Below are 13,309 nucleotides of genomic sequence, written 5' to 3'. Positions count from 1 at the left end.
GGCCCGGCGGAAAATTGTCGACTGAGGCATGACTGCGCTCATGCTTGGCAGTCCATTGGAGGCAGATTTGGCAAACATTGATATCACCGCCCCGCTCCATGCGGAAGCCATTACCGGCGTGATCCTCGCGGGTGGCCGCGGCTCGCGCATGGGCGGCGTGGACAAGGGCCTGCAAAACTTCAACGGCGTTCCGCTGGCGCTGCACACGCTGCTGCGGCTGAGTCCGCAGGTCGGCGGCATCATGATCAACGCCAATCGCAACCTGGCCGCCTACGAGTCGTTTGGTGTTCCCGTCTGGCCCGACAGCACCGACCTGGGCGACTATGCCGGGCCGCTCGCCGGTTTCCTGACCGGCCTGGAGCGCTGCGAGACACCCTACATGCTCACCGTGCCCTGCGACACCCCCCTGTTTCCGGAAGACCTGGTGGCACGCATGGCAGAGGCGTTTGTGCGGGAGGGTGCCGATTTTGCGGTAGCTTCTGCGCCCGAGGAGGACGGACAGCTGAGACCGCAGCCGGTGTTTTGCCTGATGCACACCGGCATGCTCGAGAGCCTGGTGCGTTTTACCAAGGATGGCGGCCGCAAAATCGACGCCTGGACCGCACAGCACAAAACAGTCCTTGTGCCATTCGACCGGCCCACCGACGACGCGCATGGCTTTTTCAATGCCAATACGCTGGCTGAACTGCACCAGCTGGAATCCCGCCTGCCGTGAAAACACTGGACCAGATTGCCGCGGAACTGCAGGGCTACGACCCCCAGTCCATATCCGCCGCCGATGTGCTGGTCTTCCTGTCCAGGCTTGTCGAGCCTGTTCAGGAAGTCGTTGAGCTGCCTTTGTTCGACGCCTTCGGCCGGGTGCTGGCCGACGACGTGATTTCGCCGTTCGACGTACCGCCTCATGACAACTCGGCCATGGACGGCTATGCCTTTGCCAGCCAGCAACTGACGGTCGATGCCGCACTTGAACTGGAGGTGGTGGGCACGGCGCTGGCGGGCAAGGCGTGGCAAGGCAGCGTTCTGTCGGGCCAGTGCGTCAGGATCATGACGGGCGCCATCATGCCGCCGGGGCTGGACACGGTGGTGCCGCAGGAGTTCGCCACACTGCAGCCTGCCGGGGAATCCGCTGAAAGCACCCGTATCAGCATCCCGCCCGGCCTGTTACGCGCCGGGGACAACCGCCGGCTGCGTGGCGAAGACCTGATGCAGGGCAAGCCGGCGCTGCGAAAAGGTGAGCTGCTGACGCCCGCCCGCCTTGGGCTGGCAGCATCTTTGGGCCTTAAAACCCTGAAGACCTGGCGGCCGCTGCGGGTAGCCTACTTTTCCACCGGCGACGAGATTTTGTCGCTGGGTGAGGCACCCCGCGAAGGCGCCGTGTACGACAGCAACCGCTACACCGTCTTCGGCATGCTGAGCCGCCTGGGGTGCCAGGTGATCGACATGGGTGTGGTGCGCGACGACCCGGCCCTGCTCGAAGCGGCATTTTCCCGCGCAGCGGCACAGGCCGATGCCGTCATTACCTCGGGCGGCGTCAGTGTGGGCGAGGCCGACTTCACCAAGGCCATGATGAAGAAGCTGGGTGATGTGGCCTTCTGGCGCATTGCCATGCGACCAGGCCGTCCCATGGCCGTCGGGCGCATCCTGCCATCAAAACCCGCACTCAGCCCAGGCTCAACCGGGCAAGACGGTTATCAACGACGTGGCAACCCTCACGGCGCAATCCTGTTCGGCCTGCCGGGCAACCCGGTGGCGGTGATGGTCACTTTTCTGGCGTTTGTGCGCCCCGCCTTGCTGCAGATGATGGGCGCGAGCGCACTGCCACCACCGCTGCTCAGGGCGCGCAGCACGGAAGCCATCCGCAAAAAGCCGGGCCGTACCGAATACCAGCGCGGCTGGGTATCCACAGCGCCCGACGGCTCGCTACAGGTCAGGACCACGGGCAACCAGGGCTCCGGCGTGCTCAGCTCCATGGCCGAGGCCAATGGCCTGATCATGTTGCACCACGGTCAGGGGAGCGTGGCGGTGGGTGACGAGGTTGATGTGATGATGTTCGAGGGCGTCCTCTAATCCGCCCAGTAAACCACTAAACCAGCCGCAGCACGGCGATCGGCGGCAAGTCCCGTGACAGGCACTGCCAGGAAACCCCGGCGTCTTCGCTGACCCACAGGCCGCCCGTCGTGGAACCCATGGCCAGCATCTGGCCGTCCTCGCTGGACGCCAGGGCGTGGCGATACACCAGATGGAAAGCAGCCTGCTGCGGCAGTCCTTCACCGTGGCTGGCGAACGTGGCGCCGCCATCGCGGGTTTCGTTCACGACCAGCCGTCCCCCAACGGGTATGCGCTGGGCATCCGAATGCGCGGGCACAAACCACGCGCGTGCGGGATCGAGCGGATGCGCCGCCACGGCAAACCCGAACCCGCTGGGCTGCGGCGCGGCGACCGCGTCCCAGAACTCCCCACCGTTGGTCGAGCGCCAGATGCCGCAATGGTGCTGGCACCACAGCACGTCCGGCTGCCCCGCGCAGTGCACGACGCGGTGCACGTCCTGGATGTTGGGGTCGGCGCGCCGCTCGGGCGGCATGTATCCGGCCTCCAGGCCTTCGGAGGTATTGCGCCAGCTGGCGCCGCCATCACGGCTTTGCCACACCCCGCCGCAGGAGATGGCCACCGTCAGATGCTGGGGGTCGCGCGGGTCGATCAATATCGAATGGATGCCGGCATGGTCATAACCCCCGCCAAGCCACTCCTTGCGCTCAGGCCGCAGCCACAGGTTTTCAGCCAGTTGCCAGCTGGCGCCGCCATCGGCAGAACTGAACAGCCCCGCCGGCAGGCAGCCGGCCCAGAGAATGCCAGGCCCCGCTTCCAGGCCCCACACCATGTCCACGCTCCACGGCGTAGGGTCGTCCTTCCAGAAACCATGGTCGGGTTTGGATGGGAACGCGGGCGCCGCGATGGCCTGCCATTGAACGCCGGCATCGACACTTTTCCAGAGCTTGATACCGAAGTGCCCCAGGCGCAGCGCCACGTACCAGGCCCCGTTGTACGGGTCTATGAGCAGTTGGCTGACCGGCTCACCGGGAAAGTGCGGCTCGCCGATCTGCCAGCCCGCATCGGACCGGCGCACGACAAACAAGCCTTTGCGCGTGCCCACCCAGAGGGTGTGTGCCGCCACAGGAGTCACGGGGGCGGCTTGCGCCGCCGGAGTCGGGGTTGCCATGTCTAACCTCCCGAGAGCGCCTGAATCACCACCACCTTGTCCTGCGGCTGCAGTGCAACGTCCAGTTGCGTCCGGCTGGCTATCTGGTGCGCATTGATGAACACAGCTACATGCTTGCGTATCGCGCCCTGCTCGTCAAGTACGTAGCTGCGCAAGGCGGGTGCCGCAAGGAATGCTGCATCGAGGGCCGCACCCAAGGTGGCCGCAGCCACCTGCTGGGGTGGGCATGCAGCATGGCGTGTGAGGGCCGGGGCGAACTCAACAGTGGGCATGACAGCCCTATTTTGCTACCAGATCGCCCTTGTGGTGTGACACCGCATCCTTGACCACGGCCTTGTTGGCACCCGGGATTTTGGCGCGGGCAAACAGCGAGTACATGGTCGGGACGACAAAAATGGTCAGCAAGGTGCCCAGCGACATGCCGCCCACAATGACCCAGCCAATCTGGATACGGCTCTCGGCGCCGGCGCCATGCGCCATTGCCAGGGGCATCGCTCCCAGCACCATGGCACCGGTGGTCATCAGGATTGGGCGCAAGCGTTGCGACGATGCCTTCACGAGCGCATCAATCATCTCCATGCCCTGCCCGCGCAGCTGGTTGGTGAACTCGACAATCAGGATACCGTGCTTGGTGATCAGCCCCACCAGCGTGATCAGCCCGATCTGGGAATAAACGTTGAGCGAGCCGCCGCTCCATTTCAGGGCCAGCAGCGCGCCAATCATGGACAGCGGCACCGACAGCATGATCACCAGCGGGTCCACAAAACTCTCGAACTGCGCAGCCAGCACCAAAAAGATGAACACCAGCGCCAGCACGAACACGATAGCCAGCGCACCTTGGGAGTTCTTGAATTCGCGTGAGGTGCCGTTCAGGTCGGTGCTGTAGCCCGTCTTCAGCACTTTGGTCGCGGTCTGGTCCATGAACTTCAGCGCCTCACCCAGCGAGTAGTCGGCCGCCAGGCTGGCGGTAATCGACACCGACCGGCGCTGGCCGAAGTGGTTCAGCTCGCGTGGCGACACGCTTTCATGCACCTTCACCAACGCCGACAGCGGTATCACCACGTCGTTGCGGCCGCGCACATAAATACGGTCAATGTCTTCGGGTGTGCTGCGCCCGCTGGCCTCGGTTTGCACGATCACGTCGTACTGCTCGGCATCGCGCTTGTAGCGCGTCACATTCCGTCCACCCAGCAGGGTTTCAATCGCCTTGGCCACCACTTCGACACTCACGCCCAAATCAGCCGCCTTGTCACGCTCCACCTCGATGCGCAACTCGGGCTTGTTCAGGCGCAAGTCCACATCGGGAGAGACGATGCCGGGATTCCTGGCAATCTCATCGAGCATCTGGCGCACGACCGTGTTCAGGTTCTGGTAGCTGTCCGACGTCTGGATCACAAAATTGAGGGGCCGCTCGCGAAAGCCCTGACCGAGCGAAGGCGGCGTGATCGGAAAGGCCGTGACGCCGGGCAGCGCGTTGAACTTCGGTTGCAGTTCGCGCGCCATCTCCATGGTGGTGCGCTTGCGGTCATCCCAGTCCACCGTCCGGTACACCACGCTGGCCTGCGCGACCGTCGGATTGCCCACGTTGGCGAAGATGCGGTCGAACTCCTTGAAGGACTGCCCCATTTTCTCAAGCGCCTGGGCATAGCGGTTGGTGTAGTCCAGTGTGGCGCCGTCGGGCGCATTGACGTTGGCCAGGATCACGCCGCGGTCTTCGATTGGCGAGAGCTCCTGTTTCATGGACGGGAAAACCAGCGCGATCGCCAGTCCGCTCAGCAACATCACCGCCACCACCATCCAGCGCGCCTGAAATACCCAGCCCTTGATCCGCTGCCCCATGCCACCGCCAGCCTCTGGCTGGTAGCGTGTGGTGACCAGCCAGCGCAGCACAGCCGCATAGCGGTCCGAGGTGGACGTCAGCACGCGCTCCATGGTGCGGTCAAACAGATTGGGTTTGGGGTTATGCCTGAGCAGCTGGGTACACAGCATTGGCGTCAGCGTCAGCGCCACAAAGCCGGACACCACCACGGCACCGGCCAGCGCCAGCGCAAATTCCACAAACAGGCGCCCGGTGCGCCCCGGCGTGAACGCCAGCGGCGCATACACCGCCACCAGCGTTGCGGTCATGGTGATCACCGCAAAGCCGATTTCACGCGCGCCCTTGATGCCCGCAGAAAACGGGTCCATGCCCTCTTCAATGTGGCGGAAAATATTTTCCAGCATCACGATGGCATCGTCCACCACCAGACCGATCGCCAGCACCAGGGCCAGCAGCGTCAGCGTGTTGATGGTGAACCCGGCCAGCGCCATCAGGGCAAACGTTCCTATCAGGCTGACAGGAATGGTGACGATGGGAATGAGCGAGGCGCGCAGTGTGCGCAAAAACACAAAAATCACCAATGCCACCAGCGCCACCGCTTCGGCAATGGTGCGATAGACGTTCTTGACCGAACGGTCAATGAAGACCGAGTTGTCATTGGCAATATCAATCAGCATGCCCGGCGGCAGATCGGCCTTCAGCCTGGGGATGACGTCCCGTACACCCTTGGACAGGTCGAGCGGGTTGGCCGTGGCCTGGCGAATCACGCCAACCGCCACTGCCGAGCGGCCATTGAGCCTGACAGCGGTGCGCTCGTCTGCCGGGCCTTCTTGCACCCGGGCCACATCGCGGACCTTGACGGAAAACCCGTTGACGTTCTTGATCACAATCTCGCCAAATTGCGAAGGCTTCACGAGGTCGGTTTGCGAGGTCACGCTGAACTCGCGCTGCTGCGATTCGATCCTGCCAGCGGGCAACTCCAGGTTGCTGCGGCGGATCGCATCCTCGACATCCTGGGTGGTCAGCCGGTAAGCGGCCAGCCTGTCGGTGTCCAGCCAGACCCGCATCGCGTACTTGCGTTCGCCAAAAATGCGGACATCGGCCACACCCGTGACGGTCTGCAAACGTGGCTTGACAATGCGGTTGACCAGGTCGTTGATCTGCAGCGGCGTCATCGAATCGCTGGAAAAAGCGATTTGTATGACGGGGAAGGCGTCAGCCTCGACCTTGGCAATGACGGGCTCGTCAATCGCTTGCGGCAGGCGGTTGCGCACACGCGAGGTGCGGTCACGCACCTCGGCGGCGGCTGAGTCGGCATCTTTTTCGAGCCGGAAGCGCACGCTGATCTGCGCCTGGTCGGCCCGGCTGATGGAGGTGATCACGTCCACCGCATCAATACCCGCAATGGAGTCCTCCAGCGGCTTGGTCACTTGCGACTCAATCACCTCGGCGGAGGCCCCGGCGTAGCGCACGCTCACGGTGACCACGGGCTCGTCGATCTTGGGATATTCACGCACCGTGAGGCGGTTAAAGCTCACGGCGCCAATCAACACGATGAGCAGCGACAGCACGGTGGCAAATACCGGGCGGCGTATGGAGACTTCAGCGAGTTGCATAGGGGTCTGGGGTGTCAATCACTCGGGTTCGCGCTCAGGCAGGATCGCGGCCCGCCGGGCTGGCGGGTCGACGCTCCGGCGTCGCGGCGTTACGGGTCGGCGCAGGCGTTGCCGGGGCGACTTCGGAGACCAGAACCCCACAGGGGTTGGGGCCCGACAGCACCGCCGGGGCATTGGCAAGCGCGCTATCAGGCCGAGGTGCCGATGCGGCGGATGCTGCGCCGGCCGCCGGGCGAGCCGCGCGGGCACTGGCCAGATCCACCACCGTCACCACGGTGCCATCACGCTGCACGCGCTGCTGACCGGTCGTTACCACGGTTTCGCCGGGCTCAAGTCCGGAGAGAATTTCCACCTTGCCGGGGCTGCGCAAACCCACTTTCACTTCCACGCGCTGGGTTGTTCTCGTCTGCTCGTTCGGGTTGCCCTGCAGCTTGATGACGAACTGCCTGCCGCCCAGCGGCACAATCGCCTCTTCGGGAATCACCCTGGCGTTGTCGCGCACGCCAAAGACCGTGTTGACGCGGGCAAACATGCCGGGACGCAACTGCAGCTGACGGTTGTCAATGCAGCCCCGAACCCCTACAGAGCGGCCATTGGCGTCGATGAGGGGATCAATGGCCTGAATCTGCGCCGTGTAGGGGCGACCTGGTAGCGCATCGATGTCCAGCACCGCCGTCTGGCCGCGCTTGATCTTGCTCTGAAAACGCTCCGGCAGCCGGAAGTCAACATAGATGGCCTCAATGTCTTCAATGTTCACGATGTCGGCACCGTCCTTCAGGTAGTCCCCGACGTTGACCTGCCGGATACCGGCTATGCCGTCAAATGGCGCCACGATCTTCAGGCGCGCCGCGGTGGCCTTGGCCAGCGCAAGCTTGGCTTCGGCGACCTGCAGATTGGCCGCACTTTCATCGAGAGAGCGCTGGCTGATGAAGTTTTGCGCCACCAGTTCCTGGTTGCGCTTCTGGTTGGCCCGGGCAATCGACAGCTCAGCCAGGCTTTGCTGGACTTGCGCCAGCGGCAACTGGTCATCAAACTGCACCAGCACCTGGCCTTTGCGCACACGCTGTCCATCGACGAAATTGAGTTGGGTAATACGCCCGCTGACCTCCGGACGCAACACCACTCCCCTGCGCGAACGCAAACTCCCCACGGCCTGGGTATCGTCCACGAGCCGGGTGAGCTCCACACTGGCAACCTCCACAGTCGGCGGCTTGCCGCCTCCATTTGCGCTGGCAGCGCCCTGAGCCGGCGCAGCCGGCGGTGATGCCGCCGAGGACCCCCCTGCGGAGCCCTCACTGGATTTGGGTTGCTGGTACCACCATGCAACGCCCGAGGCAACCGCAATGCCCGCAACCGCGACCGCCGTGTAAATTGCTTTGGATGCCATGAACGAAGTAACTTGTTAGGAAAAGAAACAAGCTTTCAATGTAGCAGGACGCGGCGCCGGGTGCAGCTTATCCGGGCCCTTGACCACGAAGTTGTGGACAGCTTTACAACGCCTTTACCAAACCGCAGACACACCGGGCCCGGTCGGGCCGGGGCAATGCTATGTACGCATACTTGTGGTGCGCCTTTCCCCCTTTTATTTCCCCTTTTTTCCTCTCCTGCCCGGGATAATCCGTGGCAGCTCAAGGAAGTCAGCGACGGCCGAGGGCACGCTCCACGCCCCGGTTGGCCAACGCATCAGCGCGCTCGTTGCCGGGATCGCCCGCATGGCCCTTGACCCATCGCCAATCAATTTTGTGACCGCTGGACGTCACCAGCGCATCCAGCCGTTGCCACAGATCCACGTTTTTGACGGGCGCCTTGGCGGCGGTACGCCAGCCCCTGGCCTTCCAGCCGTGGATCCACTCGGTGATGCCCTTGCGGACATATTCGCTGTCCAGGTACAGCGTGACACGGCATGGCCGCTTCAATGCGGCCAGCGCCTCGATCACTGCGGTCATTTCCATGCGGTTGTTGGTGGTGACGGCTTCACCGCCAAACAGCTCTTTCTCGGTATCGCCCATCGCCAGCAACACCCCCCAGCCACCGGGCCCGGGATTACCCTTGCATGCGCCATCGGTGTAAATCACTACCTGTGTTTGTGTTGTTGTGCCTGCTTGTGTGTCGGTCATGAGTTGTCGTGAATTCCAGGGGGACTCGAAGGTCTGGCCCACGGGGGTTGAAAAATTCAGGCCTGCGGCCTGGAGCGCGTTGCCGGCTGCTTGTTGGCCACGGCGGTTGGCGCCGCGGCCGGGTTTTTGCGCGCCTTCCAGGCGGGCTCCAGCAAACGGACACCCCGCACGCGCTTGACCGCGACCAGGAAGTAAACGGCCCCAAAGATGGGCCACCAACGCTCTCCCGCCGCATCCATCCACTCAAAACGGTCCAGCCATTTCTGGCTGGTGAGCGCCGGTCGGTAGCAGCCAAAGCGCCCCGACTCTACCTCAAAGTCAAGCAGCCTGAGCCAGTCGCGCAAACGCCAATAGCCAATGAACTCACCGGTTTTTGGCAGAAACAGGTCCTGATAACCCAGGCGCTGGTAAAAGTGGCCGCGCGACTGGCGAAAACCCCAGAGGCTGGTCGGGTTGAACCCGCTGATGACCACGCGCCCTTCGGGCACCAGAACCCGCTCCACTTCACGCAGCGTGGCGTGGGGGTCGCTGCTGAGCTCGAGCGTGTGCGGCAGGACCACCAGGTCCAGGCTGTTTTCCGGAAACGGCAGTGCCGCGGAATCCGTGATCAGGGCGGCACACGGGGAACTTCGAATGGCGGCCGAGGTCGCATCAGGGGCGCCGTCAGCCACAGGTGCCGAAGAAGTCGTTGTCAATGGGGAGTCCAGCGCCAGCCACTTGTGCGGCATGCGATTGGCTTGCAGGGTGTCGAGTTCGGGCAGGCCCAGCTGCAAGGCATGGTAGCCAAAAATATCATTGACCACCTGGTCGAAATGGGTACGTTCCCAGCGCAGCAGGTATCTGCCAGGCGGGGTCGTCAGCCAATCGGTCAATCCTATAATTTCCGAGTTCATCGAAGCCATTGCATGTATTTGATCCCCATTCCCGCGTTGACCGACAACTACCTCGGGTCGTTGCATGACGGCAAGCGCGCCCTGATCGTGGATCCAGGTGATGCCGGGCCGCTACTACACGCACTGAAACAGCACGCATTGCAATTAGAGTCGATTCTAGTCACGCACCACCCTGCGGACTACACGGGACGTGTAGACGCTCTGCCTAGTGCCGCCGGGGCCGCGGTGTTTGGGGGCACGCCGACGCCAATACATTCAGCGCCCGATCAGCGGGCGGCCCCGCCACCCTTGCCGACGTCCGTCGGCCGGGAACTCCTCATTAACCCGTTTCTTGCCAAGCAAACCACTATCATGGCAGCTGCCCGCCGCTTTGCTGCATCGGCCCATGATGACGCCACGGTATTTGCCGCCACAAGGCAGTAGAAAAACCAATTCAAATGATGCCTTCCCCACCAACCGCAGTTGCCCCCCGCTTTTTCATCCCGCACGCCCGCCTCGTGTCTCTTGCGTTCCTTCTCGTGCTCGCAGTGCTGGCGGGCTGCGCCAGCCCGCCGGGCATGCCAGGTGATCCGGTGCTCATGACGGGGCAACAGGGGACGGGACAACAAGGCCCGGCGAAGGATCCCGGCCCCAAGCCGCTGGTCCCCAATGGCCCACTACAGGTCATCACGCCGGGCCAGGCCGGCTCGCACCAGATTGCGTCCACCGAGYCACCCAAGGAGTTGTGGGACCGGATTCGCCGCGGCTTTGCCATGCCCAACCTGCAGAATGAGCTGGTGACTGACCGTGAGCAATGGTATGTCAGCCGGCCCGACTACATCCAGCGCATGACCGAGCGCTCCAGCAAGTATCTCTTTCATATTGTTGAAGAACTCGAGCGCCGCCAGATGCCTACCGAACTGGCCCTCTTGCCCTTCATTGAGAGCGCCTTCAATCCCCAGGCAGTCTCCAGCGCCAAAGCCGCCGGCATGTGGCAGTTCATGCCTGCCACGGGCAAGTACTTCGACCTGAAGCAAAACGCTTTTCGCGATGACCGCCGGGATGTGCTGGCCTCGACCCGGGCGGCGCTGGACTATCTGCAAAAGCTCTATGGCATGTTTGGTGACTGGCACCTGGCGCTGGCCGCCTACAACTGGGGCGAAGGCAGCGTGGGCCGGGCCATCGCCAAAAACCAGCGAGCCGGCCTGGGCACCAGTTACCTTGACCTCAACATGCCGGCGGAGACCCGGCTTTACGTTCCCAAGCTGCAGGCCGTGAAAAACATCGTGGCGAACCCGCAGGCGTTCAGCACGGAATTGCCGCTGATCGAAAACCACCCCTATTTCCAGCAGGTCATGATCACCCGGGACATTGACGTTACCCTGGCCGCGCGGCTGGCGGACGTCAAGCTTGAAGACTTCAAGGCGCTCAATCCCTCGGCCCATCGCCCGGTCATCATCGCGGCAGGCACCCCCCAAATTTTGCTGCCGTGGGACAACGCCATCGTCTTCCTGCGCAATTTTGAAGCCTACAGCCAGGGGCAGTACGCCAGCTGGACGGCGTGGACAGCCCCGAAGACCATGAACCCGGCCGAGGCAGCGCGCCGCACCGGCATGAGTGAGACCGATCTGCGCAGCGTCAACAACATACCGCCGCGCATGCTGATCAAGGCAGGCTCTACCCTGCTGGTGCCGCGCTCGGCAAAAATGGAAGACGATGTGACGGGTCACGTGGTCGACAGTGCCCAGATGTCATTGGCGCCTGAAATCGTCACGCGGCGTACCACCGTCAAGGCGCGCAAGGGTGAATCGGTAGCCACCATCGCCAGGCGCTACAAATTGAGCGCGGCCAACGTGGCCGAATGGAACGGTGTCAGCACCTCTGCCGCCTTCAAGCTGGGGCATCAGGTGGTTGTGTTTTTGCCGGTCAAGAGCACGTCCTCCGGCCGCAACAACGTCAAGGCCGTCAAGCGCAGCACCAGCAAAACCGTGGTCAAAACCAAAAGACGCTGAGCACGCCGACGAAACAGCCACGACGCAATACGGCGTCAGGAGTTGATGGCCTGAAGATCGACCGCCAGGGCCCTGACCGAAGCGTCGTCCCGCAATTTGAATTTGGCCACCCGGTGCGTCGGCGTGTGCGGCAGCGTCTCGACCAGCGCCACATAGCGTGGCACCTTGATGGCAGCGAGCCTTTCACGGCACCACTGGGCAATCTCCTCGTGCCTGAGCGCCATGCCCGGCCGCACCACCACCGCCACCAGAATCTCGTCCTCACCCAACTCCGAGGGGACCGGTATGGCTGCTGACTCAAGTACGGCCGGATGGTTGCCAATCACGCGATCCAGCTCCGCGCCAGAGATGTTTTCACCACGCTTGCGGATGATGTCCTTCTTGCGGGCGACAAACCAGAAATAGTGATCCTCGTCGACATAAGCCAGGTCTCCCGTGAGAAACCAGCCGTCGCGGAATGCCGCGCGGGTTTGCGCCTCGTCCCTGAAATAGCCCTGCATCACCATGGGCGTGCGCACAACCAGTTCACCCACCTGCCCTGCCGACAAAAACTGACCGGCATCGTCGGCAATACGCAGTTCGGCGAGCGATACCGCCGGGTCAGGATGCCGGCTGGGCTTGCCCATGCTGAGTACCTTGTGCGGACCGCAAAACGGGTTGTTCAGGGCGCCCGGGATTTCCGACATGCCGTAGCCCTCAATCAGGGTCGGCACATGAAACTCCTGCTGGAAGACACGAAAGGTTTCCTCGTCAAACGGTGCGCCGTACATTTTTTGCAGACGATGGCCCGGCACGTATTCGGTGCGGGGTCGCCGCATCAGAATGCTGCTGGCCGCCGCGATGGTATTGACCTCGGTCGCGCCGGTGTCCTTCACGGTTGTCCAGAATTTCGATGCAGAAAACCTGGGCTCCAGAATCAGGGTCGCGCCAGCCGCCAGCGAACCCGCCAGCGAATAAAAAATCGCATTGACATGGAACATCGGGAGCACGCACAGCAGTCTGTCATTCGGCTGCAGGTACATGCGCTCCACGAAGCCCTCGCCGGCGGTCAGGAAGCTGCGCTGGCTATGCATCACGCCTTTGGGAAAGCCCGTTGTACCCGAGGTGTAAATGAACACGCTGGTCGCGTCCGGACTCTTCAGCGGCACCGGCGCCACGTCAGGGTAGGCCCTCGCCTCCACCGACAAAACCGGCAGGGCTTGCAGCTCGGAGCCGTTCCCCGCTTCGTTCAGCATCAGCCAGGGCATCGCTTCCAGCCGGTCGCAGGCCGCGCGCACCGTCGGCAACGCCACCGGGGAGCAGATTACGCCGTATACCTCTGCATGGGTGAACACATAACGCGTTTCTTCCACGCCGTAGTCGGGGTTGACCGGCACCATGATGGCCCCCAAGCTGGCCAGCGCAAAAAAAGCAAAAACGGTAGACGGATGGTTGAGCGACATCACACCCACCCGGTCGCCCGCCCTCACCCCTTTGGCTGCGAGCACGGCCGCCGTACGCCCGACCTCGTCCAGGACCTCGGCATAGCTGATGGAACGCCCCTGGTAGACAATGAATTCGTGCGCACCCGCGACGGCAACGCGACTTCGCAGCATCGATGCCATCGTGCCGTCATGCGGCGGATACAGCTTTAAAACATCGAGTGGTGACAGCATG

The 13,309-nt window shown here is 63.1% G+C and carries 11 protein-coding genes; 4 read left to right on the top strand and 7 right to left on the bottom strand.

The genetic code is table 11. The features are described 5' to 3' along the window. The first annotated feature begins 67 nt into the window (after nt 1-67). Both mobA and moeA read left to right on the top strand, forming a co-directional pair. Entirely contained in the window at nt 68-715 is a 648-nt protein-coding gene (mobA, locus tag AC1DUB_RS11195) for a molybdenum cofactor guanylyltransferase MobA (RefSeq protein ID WP_477716864.1), read from the top strand. Next, a complete protein-coding gene (gene moeA, locus AC1DUB_RS11190) occupies nt 712-2,067 on the top strand; it encodes a molybdopterin molybdotransferase MoeA (RefSeq protein ID WP_477716865.1) in 1,356 nt (451 codons plus the stop codon). Before mobA ends, moeA begins: the two co-directional genes overlap by 4 nt. Nucleotides 2,068-2,083: 16 nt before the next feature. Here the strand turns inward: moeA and AC1DUB_RS11185 are convergent, their stop codons facing one another. The 6 genes from AC1DUB_RS11185 to AC1DUB_RS11160 form a co-directional block, all read right to left on the bottom strand. Next, entirely contained in the window at nt 2,084-3,217 is a 1,134-nt protein-coding gene (locus tag AC1DUB_RS11185) for a WD40/YVTN/BNR-like repeat-containing protein (protein WP_477716866.1), read from the bottom strand. Between the two features lie 2 nt (nt 3,218-3,219). Then, nucleotides 3,220-3,489 carry a MoaD/ThiS family protein gene (locus AC1DUB_RS11180; protein WP_477716867.1) on the bottom strand — a complete coding sequence of 90 codons (270 nt, stop codon included), beginning with the start codon at nt 3,487-3,489 and terminating at the stop codon, nt 3,220-3,222. A 7-nt stretch (nt 3,490-3,496) separates the two neighbouring features. After that, nucleotides 3,497-6,652, bottom strand: coding sequence for an efflux RND transporter permease subunit (locus AC1DUB_RS11175; RefSeq protein WP_477716868.1), 3,156 nt, complete (start codon nt 6,650-6,652; stop codon nt 3,497-3,499). A 34-nt stretch (nt 6,653-6,686) separates the two neighbouring features. Continuing rightward, nucleotides 6,687-8,039: an efflux RND transporter periplasmic adaptor subunit gene (locus tag AC1DUB_RS11170; RefSeq protein ID WP_477729569.1), complete on the bottom strand. Its 1,353-nt coding sequence runs from the start codon at nt 8,037-8,039 to the stop codon at nt 6,687-6,689. Between the two features lie 250 nt (nt 8,040-8,289). Beyond that, entirely contained in the window at nt 8,290-8,769 is a 480-nt protein-coding gene (gene rnhA, locus AC1DUB_RS11165; RefSeq protein WP_477716870.1) for a ribonuclease HI, read from the bottom strand. Between the two features lie 56 nt (nt 8,770-8,825). Then, complete coding sequence (locus tag AC1DUB_RS11160; RefSeq protein ID WP_477716871.1) at nt 8,826-9,662, bottom strand: class I SAM-dependent methyltransferase; 837 nt, start codon at nt 9,660-9,662, stop codon at nt 8,826-8,828. A 12-nt stretch (nt 9,663-9,674) separates the two neighbouring features. On the opposite strand from AC1DUB_RS11160, the gene AC1DUB_RS11155 reads away from it, so the two are divergent. Then, nucleotides 9,675-10,085: a hypothetical protein gene (locus AC1DUB_RS11155; RefSeq protein WP_477716872.1), complete on the top strand. Its 411-nt coding sequence runs from the start codon at nt 9,675-9,677 to the stop codon at nt 10,083-10,085. Between the two features lie 155 nt (nt 10,086-10,240). Next, nucleotides 10,241-11,653 carry a transglycosylase SLT domain-containing protein gene (locus AC1DUB_RS11150; protein WP_477729589.1) on the top strand — a complete coding sequence of 471 codons (1,413 nt, stop codon included), beginning with the start codon at nt 10,241-10,243 and terminating at the stop codon, nt 11,651-11,653. Nucleotides 11,654-11,688: 35 nt separating this feature from the next. Here the strand turns inward: AC1DUB_RS11150 and AC1DUB_RS11145 are convergent, their stop codons facing one another. Then, nucleotides 11,689-13,308, bottom strand: coding sequence for an AMP-binding protein (locus AC1DUB_RS11145; protein WP_477716874.1), 1,620 nt, complete (start codon nt 13,306-13,308; stop codon nt 11,689-11,691). Between the last annotated feature and the right edge of the window lies 1 nt (nt 13,309).

Source organism: Polaromonas sp. P4_F9 (genome assembly GCF_056401235.1).
This window is presented reverse-complemented; position numbering and strand designations above follow the sequence as displayed.

Bases quoted from the DNA above. Each gene is read 5' to 3' on its own strand.
- AC1DUB_RS11185 (WP_477716866.1), bottom strand. From the start codon at position 3,217: ATGGCAACCCCGACTCCGGCGGCGCAAGCCGCCCCCGTGACTCCTGTG.
- AC1DUB_RS11180 (WP_477716867.1), bottom strand. From the start codon at position 3,489: ATGCCCACTGTTGAGTTCGCCCCGGCCCTCACACGCCATGCTGCATGC.
- AC1DUB_RS11175 (WP_477716868.1), bottom strand. From the start codon at position 6,652: ATGCAACTCGCTGAAGTCTCCATACGCCGCCCGGTATTTGCCACCGTG.
- AC1DUB_RS11170 (WP_477729569.1), bottom strand. From the start codon at position 8,039: ATGGCATCCAAAGCAATTTACACGGCGGTCGCGGTTGCGGGCATTGCG.
- rnhA (WP_477716870.1), bottom strand. From the start codon at position 8,769: ATGACCGACACACAAGCAGGCACAACAACACAAACACAGGTAGTGATT.
- AC1DUB_RS11160 (WP_477716871.1), bottom strand. From the start codon at position 9,662: ATGAACTCGGAAATTATAGGATTGACCGATTGGCTGACGACCCCGCCT.
- AC1DUB_RS11155 (WP_477716872.1), top strand. From the start codon at position 9,675: ATGTATTTGATCCCCATTCCCGCGTTGACCGACAACTACCTCGGGTCG.
- AC1DUB_RS11145 (WP_477716874.1), bottom strand. From the start codon at position 13,308: ATGCTGTCACCACTCGATGTTTTAAAGCTGTATCCGCCGCATGACGGC.